The following is a 17,641-nucleotide window of genomic DNA, read 5'->3' on the forward strand; positions in this document are numbered from 1 at the left end:
TTCGGATGAACTACCCCAACCCGGTCGACTTCACCGGCCGCGCAGTGATCGTCACCGGCGGCACCAAGGGCATCGGCTTCGTCATCGCCGAGCACTTCCTGCAGGCCGGCGCCGACGTTCTCGTGTGCGCTCGCAACGAGCCCGAGAACCTGCCCACCGTGGACGGGCGCAGCGCCGCGTTCCGCGCCGTGGACGTCCGCGACCCCGACGACGCGACCGCCCTCGTGCGGGACGCCGTCGACCGCTTCGGCCGCCTCGACGTGCTGGTCAACAACGCGGGTGGCTCCCCCGACGCCGACGCCGCCACCGTCTCGCCGCGCTTCGTCGAGAAGATCGTCGCCCTGAATCTGCTGGCACCGGCCTACATGGCGCAGGCCGCGAATCTGGTGATGCGCGAACAGGAGACCGGCGGTGCGATCGTGAACATCGGCAGCGTCTCCGCGCACCAGCCGCAGCCCGGCACCGCCGCCTACACCGCCGCGAAGGCCGGCCTTCTCGGCCTGACGAAGGCTCTCGCACTCGAGTGGGCCCCGAAGGTGCGCGTCAACCACATCACCACGGGCCTGATCCGCACCGAGGCGGCGGCGTCGGTGTACGGCGAGGACGGCGGCGCCGCGGTCACCCGCACCCTGCCGATGGAGCGCATGGCCGTGCCGGCCGACATCGCGAAGGCCTGCCTGTTCCTGGGCAGCGACCTGTCGTCGTACGTCAACGGTGCCGACCTCGCGGTCCACGGTGGCGGCGAGTACCCGGCCCGCTACATGGCGACGCAGGGCAACTGAGCCCGGACGTGAAAACAGCTGCGGGAGCGTGACCGAAGTCGAACGCTCCCGCAGCTGAAGTCCTGACGGGGCTACTCGGCGAAGACCGCGTAACCGCCGGAGATCGCCGCCTTGCCCTCGCGGACCAGCTCGAACGACAGACCCGAGGCGTCACCCCACGCCTTCAGCTCCGCGGTGTCACCGGGGAACATCGGGGCAGCGAAGCGGCCCTGCAGCTCCTTCAGGTCCGCCGGGTGCACGCCGAGCTCCCGGGCGAGCGGCAGCGTCGATGCGGCGAGTGTGCACAGTCCGTGCATGATCGGACGCGGCTGACCGATGTGCGCGGCCGCTTCCGGATCGATGTGGATGTGGTGCATGTCGCCGAGCAGCCGGTACAGCGCCGTCTGGTTCGCGGCGGTGACCAGCTCGGTGGTCAGGTTCGGCTCGCCCTCCGGCGCCGGCGGCTTGGACGGGCCGCGCTCGCCACCGAATCCGCCTGCGCCCGGGGCGAACAGCGACCAGGTGGCCACGAAGTACTCGCACTCGACGCGTACCTCGAACACCGCCGCGGCGCCCTTGTCCCAGACCTCGCCGACCGTGGCCTTCAGCGACAGCTCACCGCTGCGCGGCAGCGGTGCGAGCACCTTCAGCTCCTGCGAGCCGTGCAGCGCGGTCTTCGTGTCGAAGGCACCGCGCTGCCCCAGCTCGTCGGGGGCCCACTGGGCCAGGGTCAGCGCGAACGTCGGCAGCACCCGCAGCCGGTCCTCCATCACGAGGTCCAGGTCGGTGGCCTTGGCGCCGACGGCGAGCGCGTACAGGATCGCGTCGCGCTCGTCGTAGCTCACCGTGCGGGTGCCGAGGTCGACCCCACGCCACGCGCCGGCCGGCTTCTGCTCCACTGCCGTCATTCTTCGGTCCTTCCAGGTAATTCGGTCAGGCGACGCCGAGAATCAGACCGGACGTGGGGACCGCAGTTCCCGCCGTGACGATCATGTTCTCGACCTTCTCGGGCTGGTTGGTGGACGTGCCCCGCAGCACCCGGACCGCCTCCGCGATGCCGTTGACGCCGTGGAGGTACGCCTCACCGAGCTGGCCGCCGTGCGTGTTGCTCGGCAGCCGTCCACCGATCTCCAGATTGCCCTCGCGGATGAAGTCCTTGGCCTCGCCGGGACGGCAGAAACCGAGTTCCTCGAGCTGCGGGAGCACCAGAGGAGTGAAGTGGTCGTAGAGGACCGCGGCGTCGATGTCGTCCGGCGTCAGCCCGGCCTGGGCGTAGAGCTGACGACCGACCAGACCCATCTCCGGGATCCCGGTGATGTCGGGCCGGTAGTAGCTCGCCATCATGTGCTGGTCCTTGCCGGAGCCCTGCGCAGCGCCCTTGATGATCGCGGGCTTCTGACGCAGGTCCTTGGCGCGCTCGGCCGAGACGATGACGAGGGCCTGACCGCCGTCGGTCTCCTGGCAGCAGTCGAGCAGGTGCAACGGCTCGGCGATCCACCGGGAGTTCTGGTGGTCCTCGAGCGTGATGGGCTTGCCGTAGAACCACGCCTTCGGGTTGTTCGCGGCATGCTTGCGGTCCACGACAGCAACCCGGCCGAAATCCTCACTCGTGGCACCGTACTGGTACATGTACCGCCGGGCGAACATCGCGACCCACTGGGCGGGAGTCGCCAGTCCCTGCGGGGTCAACCATGCGTACGCTGCGCGGTCGGCGGTGGAGTCCATCGGGCGGTCGTGCTGGCCCGCACCGAAGCGCATTCCGGAGCGCTCGTTGAACGCGCGGTAGACCACCACGACGTCGGCGATGCCGGTCGCGACGGCCATCGCGGCCTGCTGCACCGACGCGCACGCCGCGCCGCCGCCGTAGCCGATCCGGGAGAAGAACTTGAGCTCCCCGAGTCCACAGTTGCGGGCGACGAGGATCTCGCCGTTGGTCTCCATCGTGAACGTGGTCAGACCGTCGACCTCGGAGGGGTCGATGCCGGCGTCGGCGAGGGCCGCGGTGACCGCCTCGCACGCGAGCTGCAGCTCCGAACGGCCGGACTTCTTCGAGAACTCGGTGGCACCGATACCGACGATCGCGGCGGCACCCGAGAGCGGGCTGACAGCCATCAGGCGTCCTTCCCTTCGCTGGCGGCGGGGTACGCGACGGTGACGGAGCCCGCGAGGTGGTTGCCGAGGCTGTTCGCGCCGACGACCTTCACCTCGACGAGACCGTTCTCCTTCGAGACGACCTCACCGCTCATGGTCATGGTGTCGCCCGGGTAGTTGGGGGCACCGAGCCGGATCTTGACCCGGCGCACGGTCGCGAACGGCCCCGCCCAGTCCGTCACGAACCGCCCGGCCAGCCCGTTGCTGGTGAGGATGTTCATGAACACGTCCTTGCTGCCGCGCTGCTGCGCCAGCTCCGGATCGTGGTGCACGTCCTGGAAGTCGCGGGTCGCGATCGCCGTCGCGACGATCAGCGTGCGGGTCAGCGGGATCGCCAGCTCCGGCAGCACCTCGCCGACGGCGATGTCGTCGTAGCTGCGGCCCGTGACGGTGACGGTGGCGGTCATGCGACCACCTCGACACCCGCGGCGAGCTGCGCGCCGAGACGGGCGAGATCCGACGCCGAACCGCCCAGGGTGGCGCCGATCTGCTTGCCCCACAGCAGGTGCCGGTGCACGGGGTAGTCGGTGTCGACACCCATGCCGCCGTGCACGTGCGTGGTGCGGTGCACCACGCGCTGGCCGCCGTCGGTGGCCCACCACTTGGCGACGAGCACCGACGTGCCCAGCTCCTGCCCCTCGGCGAGCAGCCACGCGGCCTGCCACAGCGTCACGCGCATGGCCTCGAGGTCGATGTAGCAGTCGGCCAGCTGGTGGTTGACGGCCTGGAAGGTCGCCAGCGGACGGCCGAACTGGTGGCGGCCGTTGAGGTACGTGACGGCCTGCTGGACGGCGCCGGAACCGACGCCGAGCTGGATCGCGGCGAGCGCGAGCTCGACACGGTCGAGCAACCACTGCGCGGTGGTGCCGTCGGCGGGGCCGAGCAGCTCCGCCGGGGCGGACTCGAGCGTGACGTTGCCGCAGATCTCCCAGGTGGTGGACTGCGTCTGCTCCACCGAGACACCCTCGCGCCCGAGGTCGACGACGAACAGCGCGGCACCGGTCGGCGTCGTGGCCGAGACGATCGCGCGATCCGCGACGTGCGTGATCGGGACGACGGCCTTGGCGCCCGTGAGGGTCCACTGCCCGTTCGCCTCGGCGGCGGTGGTCTGCGGGTTCCCCTCGATGTAGGGGCCGAACTCCTCGAGACCGATCGTGAGGAAGCTGCTGCCCTCCGCCACTCCCGGCACCAGCGCGGTGCGCTGCGCATCGGTTCCGAACTCGGCGACCGCGAGGGCCGCGAGGGCCGACTGCCAGATCGGCACGGGCGCGACGTGGCGGCCCTGCTGCTCGAGCAGGACGTACAGCTCGGACAGGCCCATGCCGCCGCCGCCGAGATCCTCGGGCAGCGCGATACCCAGCAGGCCCGTGTTGGCGAGTTCGCGCCACAGGTCGCGGTCCAGGCGCTCGTCGCTCAGCTCGACCTGCTTGACGCGGTCGATGTCGGCCTTGCTGGTGAAGACCTCGTCGGCGAGGTTACGAATTGCCTCTTGCTCTTCGCTGAAGTTGAAGTCCATCAGGAGTCCTCCCGTGCGGCCGGACGGAACGCGGGCAGCGTCAGATCCGGGTCGGCGTCGATCCAGTCCAGTTCCACCGGCATGCCGATCTCGACATCGTCCGGCGCGATGCCGGTCATGTTCGCGATCAGGCGCGTGCCCTCTTCGAGTTCGATGGTCGCCACGATGAGCGGGTACTCGAATCCGGGGATCTGCGGGTGGTGGTTGACGACGAAGCTGTAGACGATGCCCCGGCCCGAGGCGTCGACGGTGTCCCAGTTCAGCGACTGGCACGCGCCACACATCGGACCCGTGGGGTGGCGCAGCACGCCGCAGTTGGTGCACCGCTGGATCACCAGGCGGTGCTCCTTGGCGGCCTCGAACCAGAAAGCGTTGTCGGCGTTGAGAGCCGGGCGGGGGCGCAGGCCCGGGATGGGGCCGCCCGACTTCTCCGCCGGCTTCTCGGCCGCCTTCTCGCTGCCCTTCGGCTTGAAGCGCAACGTCCGCCAACGCTGCGTCGCGACAACCTCGTCGTCCCCACTGTGTCCGTTCGCGGCGCCGCCGCGGCGGTACGTCTTGAGCGTCGTGACGAAGTGTCCGACGCCGAGGCCGGTCTTCTTCTCCTCGGAGATCGACTCGATCACCTCGGTGAGCGAAACACGGTCGCCGGGACGCAGTTCCGTGAAGAACTCGAAGTCCGAGTCGGTCGCGACGACGGACGTGAAGCCTTCGCCGTCGAGCGTGGCGATCAGATCGGTCCACACCTGCGACGGATCGTTGTTCGCCATCTTGTCGTTGAAGGTGCGCATGGTCCACACCTGCGCCATCAGCGCCGGTGCGACAGCGCCGTCACGGCCGGTCGCCCGGGCCGCGTCGTCGTCGAGGTAGATCGGGCTGGTGTCGCCCATCGTCTCGACCCAGTGCCGGATCATCGGGGTGTTGACCTCGTCCGGACCCCACACCGTGGGAGTCAGGATCTGACCCTCGAATGCCTTGAGCTTGGTGAGGAATTCGCTCACTTGACCCTCTTCTCACGTGCCAGACCGAGGCCCATCGTGCCGACCATGTCGCGCAGGACCTCGTTGACGCCGCCACCGAACGTGTTGACCATGCCCTGGCGGGAGATCTGCTCGATCTGCCCGGCCAGCAGCGCGCCCGGCGACTCGGGGCGGATGCGACCCGCGGCGCCGAGGATGCCCAGCAGCGTGCGGTACACGTCGATGTGGGTCTCGGTGCCGTACGCCTTGGTGGCGCCGGCGTCGGCGCCGGACAGCGTGTCGGCGGCGACGGCCGCGGTCATCTTCCAGTTCAGCAGGCGCATGGCCTCGAGCTTGGCGTGCGTGCGCGCGAACTCCTGCTGCACCCACGGAATCTCGATCGCGCCGTTCTCCTTGGCCCAGTCCAGGACCTGGTGCCACAGACCGTAGGTGCGGCCACCGATCGCGGCCAGACCGATGCGCTCGTGGTTGAGCTGCGCGGCGATCAGCTGCCAGCCACCGTTGACGTCACCGATGACGTCCTTCTGCGGCACCCGGATACCGCTGTAGTACGTGGCGGTGACCATGAGACCGCCGACGGTGTTGATCGGCGACCACGAGAAGCCGGGGTCGCCGGTGGGCACCACGAGGATCGAGATGCCCTTGTGCTTGGGGGCCTCCGGATCGGTGCGGGCCGCGAGCCACACGTAGTCGGCGGTGTTCGCGCCCGACGTGAAGATCTTGGCGCCGTCGACCACGAAGTCCTCGCCGTCGGCGACCGCGCGCGTCTTGAGCGACGCGAGGTCGGTGCCGGCCTCGGGCTCGGTGTAGCCGATCGCGAAGACGATGTCACCCGCGAGGATGCCCGGCAGGAAGCGCTCCTTCTGCTCCTCGGTGCCGTACTTCATCAGCGTCGGGCCGACGGTGTTGACGGTGACGAACGGGAACGGCAGGCCGGCGCGCTGGACCTCGTCGAAGAACACGAACTGCTCCTCGATGGAGCGGCCCTGTCCGCCGTACTCCTTGGGCCAACCGATGCCCAGCCAGCCGTCCTGGCCGAGCAGCTTGACGACCTCGCGGAAGTACTGGCCGCCCACGCCCTCCTCGCCGGCCTTGCGTCGCTTCTCCTCCGGCAGCAGCGCCGCGAAGTACGCACGCAGCTCCTTGCGGAGCGCGAGCTGTTCGGGGGATTCCCTCAAATCCATCGTTACTCCTCTAATACCAAACGACGTCGTTTACCAAAGGCAGACAGCCGCCGGGTTCCGGCGACTGTCTGCCTGCGTTGTCCCGGACGCTAGCGACCGAGTCGGATCCCCGGGTCACACGTCTCGCACAGCGGGAACCGCGACCCCACCTGCACTCGGTCGACTCCGAGACGCCCGTCAGGACGTGGCGGAATCAGTGAAATCATTCACCAGCTTGGGCGCCCAGACCACCTTTCCGAGAAAACGCTCGGCGTCGGGTGCGGTGGCCAGCCAGACCGCGGCGGCGGCCGGCACCGTCGCGGGCACCGAGTCGAATCCGGCGTCCTCGATCTTCTCGGTGCCGCCGCGCGCCTTACCGGACTCGGTGACCACGAATCCGGGGCTCAGATTGAACGCGCGGATACCGCGCCCGCGGTATTCCGCGTTGACGGCACCGGCCAGTCGCCCGAACGCCGCCTTCGATGCCGCGTACGCGACGCCCCAGCCGCCCTCGCCGGGCGCGGCCGGCGGGTCCGTCGTCGCCGATCCCGACACCAGGTCGACGATCACCCCGTCCCCGTTCTCGACCATCGACGGCAGCACCCGCTGGATCAGCGCCAGCTGATGCAGGTAGTTGCCGCGGACCATGACCTCGGCGTCGCCGAGCTGCAGCTCCAGGATCCGTTCCATGTGGCCGGCCGTCTGCGCGTAGGCGTTGTTGACCAGGACGTCGACCCGGCCCAGGACCCGCAGTACCTCGTCCGCGGCGGCCAGCACCGATTCCAGGTCGAGCAGATCCATCCGGATCGGCAGCGCGCGGACGCCGCACGCCTCGATCTCGGCGGCGGTCGTCTCGAGGCTGCCGGGCACCGCGATCAGCGTCTCGCCCTCCGCGCGGGTGCGAGGCGTCACGGCGCCGTCGCCCTCCCGCACCGTGCGGGCGGTGATGGCCACGTCGAAACCCTCACGCGCGAACGCGAGCGCGATCTCCCGGCCGATACCGCGGCTCGCGCCCGTGACCAGCGCAACCTTGCGGGTCACGTCAGACGCCCAGGAAACGCTGGCGACCGGAGGCGACGAACTCCGCCTCGAGCGCGGCCTTGTCCTCTGCGGTCATCGCCTCGTAGACGGGCTCGCCGCGGCCCACCCAGCGGTAGACCGGCTCATCGGTGCGCCACAGCTCGGCCTGCAGTTCGCGCTTGAGGACCTTGTTGGACCCGGTGATCGGCAGGTTGGTCGAGACCCGCAGGAACCGCGGCGTCGCCTTGCTGCCGAGATCGGCCTGCCCGGAGAGGTATTCGGCGAACTTGACCGGGTCGAAGCCTTCGAGCGATTCGACCTCGATCGCGGCCATCACCTGGTCACCCGACTTCGGATCCGGGATCGCGTACACGCCCGTCGCGATGACCTCCGGGTGGCGGCGCAGCACCCGCTCGATCATCAACGCCGACGTGTTCTCGCCGTCCACGCGGATCCAGTCGCCCTTGCGTCCGGCGAAGTAGATGAACCCGGCCTCGTCGATGTAGCCGAGATCGCCGGTCCAGTACCAGCCGTGCTTGATGCGGTCGGCGTCGGCGGCGTCGTTCTTGTAGTAGCCCTCGAAGGCACGCGCGCCCTCGGTGTTGATCATCTCGCCGATGGCCTCGTCCGGATTGAGCACCCGGCCGTGCTCGTCGAGGATCGCGCGGGCGCACTCCTCACGCGTCTCCGGGTTCACCACCAGGATGCCGTCGTGCGCGGGGCGACCGAGCGCGCCGGAGGGCGCCTCCGGGTCGAGCTTGACCGAGCCGGCACCCTCCGACGAGCCGTAGCCCTCGAACAGTTCGGCGCCGAAGCGGCGGACGAACTCGGCCTTGTCCTCCGGAGAGGCCTCGGTGCCGAACCCGCGCTCGAGCTTGTTGTCGATGTCGCCGGTCAGCTCCGGGGTCGCCATCAAGTACGACAGGGCCTTGCCGACGTAGGTGAAGAACGTCGCGCCGAAGAACTTCACGTCCGGGAGGAAACCCGAGGCGGAGAACTTCCTCGCCTCCGGCAGACACACCGTGGCACCGTTCGCGAGCGCCGGCGCCCACAACGCCATCAGCGCGTTGCCGTGGAACAGTGGCATCGGGCAGTAATCGACGTCGTCGCGCTTGTGCCCGTACTTCGCGGTGTTCGCGTACGCCAGGCGCGACAGGCGGCCCTGGCTGCACTTGACGCCCTTGGACATCCCGGTGGTGCCCGACGTGAACAGCAGCAGGAACAGGCTGAACTCGTCGATGCCGTCGGCCATGGCCGGCTCCACCCGGTGGGCATCGATCCGCTCCCGGTAGTCCGGTGCGTCGACGAGGACGAACCGGTCCTCGGACAGCCCCAGATCCAGGCCCTTCAGCTTCTCCATGCCCGCGGCGTCGGTGACGATCAGCTGGCAGTCGACGTACTTGATCTCGGCCTCGAGTTCCGCCGCGCCACGCGTCGGGTTGATCCCGACGATCGTCGCGCCGGTCAGCGCCGCGCCACCGAGCCAGAACAGGAACTCCGGCACGTTCTCGAGCAGCACGCCGATATGGAACGGCCCGTCGGTCCGCAGCGATCGGGCGAGATCACCGCACGCGGCGCTCTCGCGGACGACCTCGTCCCACGTCCAGTCCTGCTCGCGGGTGCGGAGACCGAGATGCTCGTCGCCGACGCGATCGAGCAGCATCTCGGCAATCGTGGTGCGTTCCAACTCATTCTCTCCTGTCACGGCGCCGGTGGGCGCGGTACTGATGGCCGTCGGCGGTGTCGGCGGGGCAGCCATGTCCTATGCGCGAAAAGTATCCGCGGGCTGTCGCGCAGATCACCGTCAGTCTCGCTCAGTGGTAACTCCCCCCATCGCGGGTTCCGGACGTGAGAAATTGCCGTGAGAAACCCGTCACATGACACACCTCACGGCATCTACCTGGGTGTTCGCTGGTCAATGGTGACAGGAGCGACACTGTGACATCGAAGAAAGGTCACCCATGACAGCCCCCGCCGATCCACAACTGCACCTGGATCAGGTCATCTCTCGTCTCACCGGCTTCGGCGGACCGTTCGAGATCGTCGAGGAAGAGGTCCTCGGCACCCGCATGCCGGTCATGAAGAACCGGGATCGGGCCGTCGGCGATCTGCTGGCGCAGTCCGTGAAGTGGGGCGACCGGGACTACCTGGTCACCGAGGACCGTCGCGTCTCCTACGCACAGCACGCCGCCGACGCCTACGCGCTCGCCGCGGCGCTGCGGGACCGGTACGGCGTGGAGAAGGGCGACCGGGTCGCGATCCTGGGCGCCAACACGCCGGAATGGGTCACCTCGTTCTGGGCGACGCAGGCGCTCGGTGCGATCACCGTCGGCCTCAACGGCTGGTGGGTGCCGCGCGAGATCGAGTACGGCCTGCAGCACAGCGCCCCCAAGGTCCTGGTCGTCGACGCCAAGCGCGGCGCCGCGCTCGCCGGGGTGGACACGTCCGGGATCACGATCCTGACCATGGAAGAGGACCTTCCCAACCTCTTCGCCGAGTTCGCCGGCGCGCAGCGTCCCGTCGTCGCGGTCGACGAGGACGATCCGTCGGTGATCCTGTACACGTCCGGCACCAGCGGCCGCCCCAAGGGCGCGCTGCACTCGCACCGCAACCTGCTCGCGGTCGTCGACTACCACCGCTACAACGGCGCGATCATGGCGTCGTTCACGGGACAGCAGTTCGATCCGGACGTGCCGACCCACATGCGCGACCTGCTCACCTCCCCGCTCTTCCACATCGCGAGCCTGCACAACCTGGCGGTCCCCCGCCTCGCGATGGGCGGCGCGCTGGTCATCAACCAGGGCTCCTTCGACGTCGACCGGATCCTCCGCCTCGTCGAGCGCGAACGTGTCACCAACTGGGGCGCGGTCCCCACGATGGCCTCGCGTCTGCTCGAACACGGCAACCTCGACAAGTACGACCTCTCGTCGCTGACGTCGTTCTCGCTCGCGTCGGCGCCGTCGTCGATCGCGTTCAAGGACCGCCTGCGCGAACAGGTTCCGTTCGCGCGCAACGCCCTCGTCGACAGCTACGGGCTCACCGAGTGCAGCACCGCCATCGCGGTGGCCACCTCTGCCGAACTCGAGGAGTACCCGGGCACGCTGGGGCGGCCGATCATCACGGTCAGCATGGAGATCCGGGATCCGTTCGGCGAGTGGCTGCCGGACGGTATGGAGGGCGAGGTGTGCGTGCGCAGCCCGTTCGTCATGCTCGGCTACTGGAACGACCCTGTCGCGACGGAGAACTCGATCACCCCCGACCGCTGGCTGCGCACCGGCGACTACGGCGTCGTCGAGGACGGCCGCCTGCGGCTCACCGGTCGGCGCTCGGACCTGATCCTGCGCGGCGGCGAGAACGTCTACCCCACCGAGATCGAGCAGATCCTCGACGAGCACCCGGCAGTGCAGGAGTGCGCGGTCGTCGGCTCCCCGCACCCGGATCTGGGTCAGGAAGTATCGGCGGTCGTCGTGGTGACGCCGGGCGCGACGGTCACCGAGGAGGAACTGCGGGAGTTCGCCTCCGAACGCCTGTCCTACTTCAAGGTGCCGACGAAGTGGCGCATCACCACGGACCTGTTGCCGCGCAACGCGACCGGCAAGATGAACCGACGCGAGATCCACGTCTGATGTCCGCCTGGACCGTCGAACGACTCGGCGCGGTCGAGTCCATCCGCGACCTCGCCCACCGCTACACGCACCTCGTCGACGAGGCGCGGCTCGAGGAGGTAGCCGACCTCTTCGCGCACGCGGTGTACGGGCAGTGCGACGGTACCGGGACGCCGGTGGGGGCGGTGCGCGACTGCGACCCCGCCGGCGTGCTGGAGGCGTGCCGCAGCTTCATCCGGATGCACGGCACACCGCCGCGGCCGCGCACCAAGCACGTGGTCACCAACCTGCGGGTCGACGTCGCCGACGACTGCAGGACCGCGACGTCCCTGTCGTACTTCACGGTGCTGCAGGCAACGGACGCGCTTCCCCTGCAGCCGATCCTGACCGGCCGCTACTTCGATGCGTTCGCGGTCCGCAACGGCGAGTGGATGTTCACCCAGCGGCTCACCTGCATCGACCTGGTCGGCAACCTCAGTGAGCACGCGCAGCGCACTCTGTGAGAATCGGTGCTGCGCTGCGACTCTCGATGAGGCAAAGTCCGTGACGAAGGCGGCGCCGAACGCGTAGCCGCGGAACAGGAGCACCATGCAGGTCGGTCTGAACATCCTCGGAGCCGAGAACCTCTACGCCGGACGGATCCGCCCGGTGCTCGATGTGGCCGCTGCCGCGGACCGCGCGGGAGTCGACATGATCTCCACCGGAGACCACCTCGGCTTCAACGCGGCCGCGCATGCGGAACGCGTTCGTACCCACGGCTTCCCGTTCCCGATCGAACACGACTGGTACGAGCCGATGTCACTGCTGTCGTCGGTCGCGGCCGTCACGGAACGGGCGTTGCTCAACGTGTCGGTGCTGATCGCGACGATCCGCCCGCCGGTGCTGCTGGCCAAGCAGATCGCCACCCTCGACCGGCTCTCCGAGGGGCGGGCGGCGATCGGGATGGGCGTCGGCTGGCAGGAAGCCGAGTACACGGCCACCAACATGCCCTTCGACGCCCGCTTCGGCCGCCTGGAGGACACCGTCCGCGCGTGCCGCGAACTGTGGACCGACGCGCCGACCGACTTCCAGGGCCGCGAGTTCTCCTTCGAGGACTTCCACGCCCGCCCCCTGCCGGTGCAGGGGCGGGTGCCGGTGATCTTCGGATTCGGCCCGAGTCGGCGCAACTTCGACCGCATCGCCCGCGTCGCCGACGGCTGGACCGTCAACCCCGCCGACATGCAGACCTTCGCGGACAGCGTCACGCTGTTGCGCGACACCTTCGAGGCGCACGGTCGCGATCCCCGCACCGCGATCGTCCAGGTGTCGGTGGGGCCGGAGCGCCGCGACGACGGCACCGTCGACCTCGACGCGACCGCCGAGAAGGCCCTGGCCTGGCATGCCGCCGGCGCGACGGTCGTGGTCTTCCGACCGGCCACCTTCTGCGCGACGGGAGAAGAGGTTCCGGAGCTGATCGACTGGGCCGTGGGACTGAAGGCGGTCGGGCGCACGCTGGTGGGCTGACCCTGTCGTCCCCGCGTGTTGTACTGGGGCCGTGTACAGCGAGCGCCCGTCACACGCGGTTCCCGGTGCCACCGTCTGGCACACGGTCCGTTCGTCGGACGGCACGGTGCTGCCGGACGGCTGCATGGATCTCGTGTGGCGGGACGGCGCGGTCCTGGTCGCGGGTCCCGACACCGGGCCGTTCACCGTCACCGCGTCCACGCAGCCCGGTGTGGGTGTGCGGTTTCCGCCCGGCCTGCTCCCGCACCTGCTCGGCGTCCCGGCCGCACACCTGCGTGACCAGCGGGTGCCGCTCGACGACGTCGTCGGCCGTCGGCCGGCGGCGGCCCTGAGCGCACTGGATCCCACCGGCGCCGCCGCCGCGTTCGAGACGTTCGCGGTGAGGCGCCTGGCCGATGTCGGCCTACCAGACCACGCGGTGACCGTCGCGGCCCGTCTCCTCGGGACGGGGGTGCCGGTGGCCGGGGTCGCCGAAGCCACCGGACTGTCGGCCCGCGCGCTGCACCGCCTCGGCAACCGCAGCTTCGGCTACGGACCGAAGACCCTGGCCGGCATCCTGCGCCTCGCCCGCGCCCGCGAGCTGGCGGGGCAAGGCCTGCCGTCCGCCGCCGTGGCGGCCGAGTGCGGCTACGTCGACCAGGGCCATCTCATCCGCGAATCGCGCCGCATCACGGGCCGCCCGTTCGGCGAACTGCGTCAAGACGGCAACGCCGCGAACAGGTCGACGCCGTTGCCGTCGGGATCCGTGACCGTCGCGTAGCGCTGCCCCCACGGGGCGTCGAACGGTTCCACCTCGCCGTGCCCCGCTTCGGCGAGCCGCGCCCACACCGCGTCGACGTCCGCCGGTCCGTCGCACTCGAACGCGAGCGAGACCCGCGCGTCGCCGGTAGGCGGGGTGTACGGGCCGCCGAAGGACTCCACGACCTCGACGGTGTCCCACATCAACCGCACCCCGCCGGCAACCACCTCGACGTGGGGATGGGACTCGATATCGGCGGGGATGTCGAGGCCGAGCAGTCGGTAGAAGCGCAGGGATGCCGCGAGATCCGTCGTCACGAGGCCGATGGCGTTCAGCTGAGGAGTCATGTGGCCACGCTAGCCGTCCGCAGGTTTCCCGCGATTGGATCTTTCGGACAGCCGTCAGCCCTGGGCTGGCCCGCGCATCGCCGCCAGCGCCGCGAGTGGCGCCGCGATGTCGTGCTCGTCGAATGCGGCGAGCACGGCCTGAGTGATGTACCGCTGCACCGCCCACTGCTGTCCGGGCTTGACACGAGCGGTCAACCGCAGCATCACCGACTCCGCGGTGACGCCGTTGACCCCGAGCATCTGCGGCCGTTCCAGCACCGCGTCGGCGATCGCTTCGTCCTCGGAGGCTTCGATGGCCGCGGTGAGCGCCACTTCGGTCGCCCGCGGGACCGCCGCCCCCGGGGCGATGGGCAGATCGATCACTGCCACCGCGTGACCCTGGCTCATGTTGCCGACACGCGCGATCTCACCGTTGCGGCAGTACCACAGCGTGCCGTTCAGGTCCCGGATCGTGGTGACGCGCAGGCCCACCGTCTCGACGGTCCCGGACGCCTCACCGACGTCGATGATGTCGCCCACCCCGTACTGGTCCTCGAGCAGCATGAACATGCCGGTCAGGAAGTCCCGCACCAGGTTCTGCGCACCGAAGCCCAGCGCGACGCCGACCACGCCGGCGGAGGCGACCAGGGGCGCGACGTTGACACTGAACACCGTCAGGATCTGCAGCACGCACCACGTGAGCGTCACGATCGACACCCCGGACTTGAGCACCGACCCGATGGTGCGGGCGCGCTGCGCTCGACGCTGCGCGGCCACCGAGTCCCGCGTCCCCGCAGGCAGGCGTTCCCGCAGCGGACGCAGCAGGCCCGGCTCCCCACCAGGTCTCTCCCGGGTCGCGCGGTCGACGACCCGGTGCAGCACGAAGCGCAGGACGAGCGCGATCACGATGTAGACCGCGATCTCGATGGGCCGCTCGATCAACCACGTTCGCGCACTGTCGGTCAGTTCGATTGCAGTCAATTCGTACGTCATCGGTGCCGACCCTACGGAAGATCGGCGCCCTCGGCTGGGCACCGTCGGCTCGCCGAGCGCCGTCCGGTGCCGACGTGAAGCCCGGGGTGAATCCGTCCGATCCGGCCCCGACCGGGGCCTTCGTCGTGTTTCATTCGTCCCGAACTGACGAAAGGGAACCCAACATGGTGACTGATACGACGGGTCGTCGGGTGCGGGCAGCGCTCGGGGCCGTGCTGGTGGCGGCCGGGACAGCAGCGGTGATGGCGTTCGCGCCGGGCACCGCCGCCGCGCTGCCCGAGCCACCCGAGCCGAGCAGCTCGGCCGGCAGCATCACCTTCAGCCTTCCCTCGCTCCTGACGCCGCTGCTCGGTCAGCTCGGGTCCGGCAGTCTCGACACGGGCAGCGTGGGCAGCTCGTCCAACGGCAGCCTGGGCAGCTCGAACACCGGCAGCTTCGGCAGTTCCTACGGCAGCGTCGTCGACTCCCCCAGCGCCTGACCGGTCGTCAGTCCACCTGCGGCGCCCACTGCACGCCGTTGATGTGCCCGCCGCCGTCGACGAACAGCGTGTTGCCGGTGACGTAGCGGGAATCGTCGCTCGCCAGGAACGTTGCGACGGGGCCGATGTCGTCGAGCGGGTCGCCGATGCGACCCATCGGGTTGGCCGACGCCATCGTCGCCGCCATCTGCGGGTTGGCCTCGACGGTCCGCTGGTATGCAGCGCTCTGCGCTCCCGGGCAGATCACGTTGCAACACACCTGCTTCGGCGCCCACTCGCGGGCGGCGGTGCGGGTGAGCGTGCGCAGTGCCTCCTTCGCGGCGTTGTAGTGCACCGAGTACATGTGCGCGTTCACACCGTTGAGCGAGCACAGGTTGATCACCCGGCCGGTGCCGCGCTTCTCCAGTTCGGGCAGTGCTCGCTGCATCGCCCAGAACGCGGCCATCACCGCCATGTCGAAACCGCCGCGCAGCTGCTCGTCGGTGATGTTCTCGAGCCGCGCGTAGCCGCTGCTGCGCCACGCGTTGTTGACGAGGATGTCGAGGCGGCCGAACTGCGCGACCGCACCGTCGACCATCGCGTGGACCTGGTCCTTGTCGGTGATGTCGGTCCGCAGGAACTTCGCCTCGACGCCCCACTCGTCGCGCAGCCACTGCGCGGTCGATTCACCGGCGGCCTCGTCGATCTCGGCCACCAGCACGCTCGCACCCTCACGCGCGAACGCTCCCGCGATCCCTCGGCCGATGCCCATGCCGGCACCGGTGACGATCGCGACCCTCTCGTCGAGCTTCCCCACAGTCGATCTCCTCTTCCGTTGGAAGAGCTGAAGGGTCCCTTCACACGCGGACAGCGCACGAAGGGACCCTTCAGCTCGAGGCCAGACGGTTACCGCGGGCGCGGCACCGAAGCGTCGATGAACAGTCCCTCCACCGACACGCACACCTCACCGGCGGCGTTCTTGATGTCGCCGACGGTGTGAATCTTGCGGCCGTCCACCGAGATCTGCTTCCCGGTGACGGTCAACTCCTCGAACAGCGGAGTCGGCTTGTGGTACCGCACGTTGAGCTGCGCGGTCATACCGGCCTTGCCGCCCCACGCGTTCGCGACGCCGAGTACGTGGTCGAGGATCAGCGACGACACGCCGCCGTGCACGCACCCGGGCGGACCCTGGTACGGCAGGGTCAGCGTCACGACGCCCTGCACCGAGCCGTCGTCGAGTCCCTTCAGGACCAGCGGCGGCGCGATCGCGTTCTCCGGACCGGTGATCGGGTCGTGGCGGGTGACACCCTCACCGCTCCACATGTCGATCATCCGCTCGGCCACCTCGGGAGCGTGCTCCTCGAGATGGTCGGCGATACTGTTCAACTCCTCCGCGACCCGATCCAGATTCGCGTTGCCGCGATCGGTGCGCAGCATCGCGTCGATCACCCGCCGGGCGGCCGCGGTGGCGCGGTCGACCGGCGCATCCTGCGGCGCCGACGTCAGGACGGTGCCGTGCGGATGGGTCTGCGCTGTCGGGTGGTCACCGACCTTCACGAGCGAACCTCCATGGTGGCGTGAGTCAGCACCGGCTGGCCGTCGCGCTCGGGGCAGGTCGCGAGCAGCGTGAGCGTGTTCCCGTCCTGCCACACCGACGTCTCGATGGTCTCGCCGGGGTAGATCGAGCCCGCGAAGCGCACCGAGTAGCTCTGCACGCGAGCGGGATCGCCCCCGAGCAGGCCGTCGACGACGGCCTTGCAGACGACGCCGTACGACGCGAGCCCGTGCAGGATCGGACGGTCGAAACCGGCCATCTTCGCGAACTCCGGGTCGGCGTGCAGCGGGTTCATGTCGGCGCTGAGCCGGTAGACGAGCGCCTGCTGGGTGCTGGTCGGCGAGACCAGGACCTTGTCGGCGTCCCGCTCGGGCACCGCGTTGGTGACCTCCGGGCCGGCGTCGCCGCCGAAGCCGCCCTCACCGCGGGCCCAGATCTGCATGGCGGTGGTCCACAACGGGTTTCCGTCCTGGTCCGTCGCGGACTGCTCGAGCACGATGACCGCGGCCTTGCCCTTGTCCCACACGTCGGCGACCCGCGAGGAGATCCGCGCGGAACCGGTGGTCGGGATCGGTGCGTGCAGCGCCAGCGACTGGCCGCCGTGCAGGATCTTGCGCAGGTCGATGTCGATGCCGGGCATGTTCATTCCGGCCGGCTTCAGTGTGCCGGCCGAGATGCCCTGGCCCGCGACCATCGCGAACGTCGGCAGGACCCGCAGACCCTTCTCGTACACCCAGCCGAGTTCCGCGGGATCGAGCGCGTTCACTCCCGCGCCGAGACCCAGGTGGTACAGCAGGACGTCGCGCTCGGTCCAGTTAGCCTCGCGGACAGTCGGTTCGGCCGACAGCGCGGCCTTCACGTCGATGGGCATGGT

Annotated in this window: 19 protein-coding genes; 6 read left to right on the plus strand and 13 right to left on the minus strand. The window is 69.5% G+C overall.

Features of this window, described 5'->3' with window-relative positions:
- Positions 1 to 5: 5 nt before the first annotated feature.
- Entirely contained in the window at positions 6 to 782 is a 777-nt protein-coding gene (locus C7H75_RS22400) for an SDR family oxidoreductase (protein ID WP_106851855.1), read from the plus strand.
- Between the two features lie 71 nt (positions 783 to 853).
- Here C7H75_RS22400 and C7H75_RS22405 read toward each other — a convergent pair whose 3' ends face one another.
- The 8 genes from C7H75_RS22405 to casI form a co-directional block, all read right to left on the minus strand.
- On the minus strand, positions 854 to 1,669 hold the full coding sequence (locus tag C7H75_RS22405) for a MaoC/PaaZ C-terminal domain-containing protein (protein ID WP_005517202.1): 816 nt from the start codon (positions 1,667 to 1,669) through the stop codon (positions 854 to 856).
- Between the two features lie 25 nt (positions 1,670 to 1,694).
- On the minus strand, positions 1,695 to 2,873 hold the full coding sequence (locus tag C7H75_RS22410) for a lipid-transfer protein (protein ID WP_005517201.1): 1,179 nt from the start codon (positions 2,871 to 2,873) through the stop codon (positions 1,695 to 1,697).
- Positions 2,873 to 3,319: a MaoC family dehydratase gene (locus C7H75_RS22415; RefSeq protein ID WP_005517200.1), complete on the minus strand. Its 447-nt coding sequence runs from the start codon at positions 3,317 to 3,319 to the stop codon at positions 2,873 to 2,875. Before C7H75_RS22415 ends, C7H75_RS22410 begins: the two co-directional genes overlap by 1 nt.
- Positions 3,316 to 4,428, minus strand: coding sequence for an acyl-CoA dehydrogenase family protein (locus C7H75_RS22420; protein WP_106851856.1), 1,113 nt, complete (start codon positions 4,426 to 4,428; stop codon positions 3,316 to 3,318). The genes C7H75_RS22415 and C7H75_RS22420 overlap by 4 nt, the downstream gene beginning before the upstream one ends.
- Positions 4,428 to 5,426, minus strand: coding sequence for a bifunctional MaoC family dehydratase N-terminal/OB-fold nucleic acid binding domain-containing protein (locus tag C7H75_RS22425; protein ID WP_084922826.1), 999 nt, complete (start codon positions 5,424 to 5,426; stop codon positions 4,428 to 4,430). Before C7H75_RS22425 ends, C7H75_RS22420 begins: the two co-directional genes overlap by 1 nt.
- Entirely contained in the window at positions 5,423 to 6,589 is a 1,167-nt protein-coding gene (locus tag C7H75_RS22430; protein WP_106851857.1) for an acyl-CoA dehydrogenase family protein, read from the minus strand. Before C7H75_RS22430 ends, C7H75_RS22425 begins: the two co-directional genes overlap by 4 nt.
- Positions 6,590 to 6,766: 177 nt before the next feature.
- Positions 6,767 to 7,609, minus strand: coding sequence for an SDR family NAD(P)-dependent oxidoreductase (locus C7H75_RS22435; RefSeq protein ID WP_084986723.1), 843 nt, complete (start codon positions 7,607 to 7,609; stop codon positions 6,767 to 6,769).
- 1 nt (position 7,610) lies between these two features.
- A complete protein-coding gene (gene casI / locus C7H75_RS22440; protein ID WP_037085920.1) occupies positions 7,611 to 9,251 on the minus strand; it encodes a steroid-22-oyl-CoA synthetase in 1,641 nt (546 codons plus the stop codon).
- A gap of 298 nt (positions 9,252 to 9,549) precedes the next feature.
- On the opposite strand from casI, the gene casG reads away from it, so the two are divergent.
- The 4 genes from casG (at position 9,550) to C7H75_RS22460 (ending at position 13,456) form a co-directional block, all read left to right on the plus strand.
- A complete protein-coding gene (casG, locus tag C7H75_RS22445) occupies positions 9,550 to 11,214 on the plus strand; it encodes a steroid-24-oyl-CoA synthetase (protein WP_081122242.1) in 1,665 nt (554 codons plus the stop codon).
- The gene (locus C7H75_RS22450; protein WP_106851858.1) at positions 11,214 to 11,696 is read left to right on the plus strand and encodes a nuclear transport factor 2 family protein; all 483 of its coding nucleotides are present in this window, start codon (positions 11,214 to 11,216) and stop codon (positions 11,694 to 11,696) included. Before casG ends, C7H75_RS22450 begins: the two co-directional genes overlap by 1 nt.
- 85 nt (positions 11,697 to 11,781) lie before the next feature.
- Positions 11,782 to 12,696: a TIGR03619 family F420-dependent LLM class oxidoreductase gene (locus C7H75_RS22455; protein ID WP_069855475.1), complete on the plus strand. Its 915-nt coding sequence runs from the start codon at positions 11,782 to 11,784 to the stop codon at positions 12,694 to 12,696.
- Positions 12,697 to 12,727: 31 nt separating this feature from the next.
- The gene (locus tag C7H75_RS22460; RefSeq protein WP_084922827.1) at positions 12,728 to 13,456 is read left to right on the plus strand and encodes a helix-turn-helix domain-containing protein; all 729 of its coding nucleotides are present in this window, start codon (positions 12,728 to 12,730) and stop codon (positions 13,454 to 13,456) included.
- Here the strand turns inward: C7H75_RS22460 and C7H75_RS22465 are convergent.
- Both C7H75_RS22465 and C7H75_RS22470 read right to left on the minus strand, forming a co-directional pair.
- Positions 13,393 to 13,782 (minus strand): VOC family protein, encoded by a 390-nt coding sequence (locus tag C7H75_RS22465; protein WP_084845956.1) that lies wholly within the window; start codon positions 13,780 to 13,782, stop codon positions 13,393 to 13,395. The two genes, C7H75_RS22460 and C7H75_RS22465, sit on opposite strands and share 64 nt — an antisense overlap.
- A gap of 54 nt (positions 13,783 to 13,836) precedes the next feature.
- Complete coding sequence (locus C7H75_RS22470) at positions 13,837 to 14,754, minus strand: mechanosensitive ion channel family protein (protein WP_064079518.1); 918 nt, start codon at positions 14,752 to 14,754, stop codon at positions 13,837 to 13,839.
- Positions 14,755 to 14,918: 164 nt separating this feature from the next.
- Between C7H75_RS22470 and C7H75_RS22475 the strand changes: the two genes are divergently transcribed.
- Positions 14,919 to 15,233 carry a hypothetical protein gene (locus tag C7H75_RS22475; protein ID WP_139809571.1) on the plus strand — a complete coding sequence of 105 codons (315 nt, stop codon included), beginning with the start codon at positions 14,919 to 14,921 and terminating at the stop codon, positions 15,231 to 15,233.
- Positions 15,234 to 15,240: 7 nt separating this feature from the next.
- Here the strand turns inward: C7H75_RS22475 and C7H75_RS22480 are convergent, their stop codons facing one another.
- The 3 genes from C7H75_RS22480 to C7H75_RS22490 all read right to left on the minus strand — a co-directional run bounded on the left by C7H75_RS22480 (position 15,241) and on the right by C7H75_RS22490 (position 17,638).
- Positions 15,241 to 16,029, minus strand: coding sequence for an SDR family NAD(P)-dependent oxidoreductase (locus C7H75_RS22480; protein ID WP_005517168.1), 789 nt, complete (start codon positions 16,027 to 16,029; stop codon positions 15,241 to 15,243).
- Positions 16,030 to 16,118: 89 nt separating this feature from the next.
- Entirely contained in the window at positions 16,119 to 16,769 is a 651-nt protein-coding gene (locus tag C7H75_RS22485) for a PaaI family thioesterase (protein WP_005517167.1), read from the minus strand.
- On the minus strand, positions 16,766 to 17,638 hold the full coding sequence (locus C7H75_RS22490) for a MaoC/PaaZ C-terminal domain-containing protein (protein ID WP_081122245.1): 873 nt from the start codon (positions 17,636 to 17,638) through the stop codon (positions 16,766 to 16,768). The genes C7H75_RS22485 and C7H75_RS22490 overlap by 4 nt, the downstream gene beginning before the upstream one ends.
- Positions 17,639 to 17,641: the final 3 nt, after the last annotated feature.

It is taken from the genome of Rhodococcus (subgen. Prescottella) equi, from assembly GCF_003013675.1.
GTDB lineage: Bacteria > Actinomycetota > Actinomycetes > Mycobacteriales > Mycobacteriaceae > Prescottella > Prescottella equi.

Excerpts from the sequence above, each read along its gene's own strand:
- C7H75_RS22490 (WP_081122245.1), bottom strand. The coding sequence starts at position 17,638 with ATGCCCATCGACGTGAAGGCCGCGCTGTCGGCCGAACCGACTGTCCGC.
- C7H75_RS22410 (WP_005517201.1), bottom strand. The coding sequence starts at position 2,873 with ATGGCTGTCAGCCCGCTCTCGGGTGCCGCCGCGATCGTCGGTATCGGT.
- C7H75_RS22475 (WP_139809571.1), top strand. The coding sequence starts at position 14,919 with ATGGTGACTGATACGACGGGTCGTCGGGTGCGGGCAGCGCTCGGGGCC.
- C7H75_RS22430 (WP_106851857.1), bottom strand. The coding sequence starts at position 6,589 with ATGGATTTGAGGGAATCCCCCGAACAGCTCGCGCTCCGCAAGGAGCTG.
- C7H75_RS22455 (WP_069855475.1), top strand. The coding sequence starts at position 11,782 with ATGCAGGTCGGTCTGAACATCCTCGGAGCCGAGAACCTCTACGCCGGA.
- casI (WP_037085920.1), bottom strand. The coding sequence starts at position 9,251 with ATGCTGCTCGATCGCGTCGGCGACGAGCATCTCGGTCTCCGCACCCGC.
- C7H75_RS22470 (WP_064079518.1), bottom strand. The coding sequence starts at position 14,754 with ATGACGTACGAATTGACTGCAATCGAACTGACCGACAGTGCGCGAACG.
- C7H75_RS22405 (WP_005517202.1), bottom strand. The coding sequence starts at position 1,669 with ATGACGGCAGTGGAGCAGAAGCCGGCCGGCGCGTGGCGTGGGGTCGAC.
- C7H75_RS22400 (WP_106851855.1), top strand. The coding sequence starts at position 6 with ATGAACTACCCCAACCCGGTCGACTTCACCGGCCGCGCAGTGATCGTC.
- casG (WP_081122242.1), top strand. The coding sequence starts at position 9,550 with ATGACAGCCCCCGCCGATCCACAACTGCACCTGGATCAGGTCATCTCT.
- C7H75_RS22465 (WP_084845956.1), bottom strand. The coding sequence starts at position 13,782 with ATGACTCCTCAGCTGAACGCCATCGGCCTCGTGACGACGGATCTCGCG.
- C7H75_RS22415 (WP_005517200.1), bottom strand. The coding sequence starts at position 3,319 with ATGACCGCCACCGTCACCGTCACGGGCCGCAGCTACGACGACATCGCC.
- C7H75_RS22420 (WP_106851856.1), bottom strand. The coding sequence starts at position 4,428 with ATGGACTTCAACTTCAGCGAAGAGCAAGAGGCAATTCGTAACCTCGCC.
- C7H75_RS22450 (WP_106851858.1), top strand. The coding sequence starts at position 11,214 with ATGTCCGCCTGGACCGTCGAACGACTCGGCGCGGTCGAGTCCATCCGC.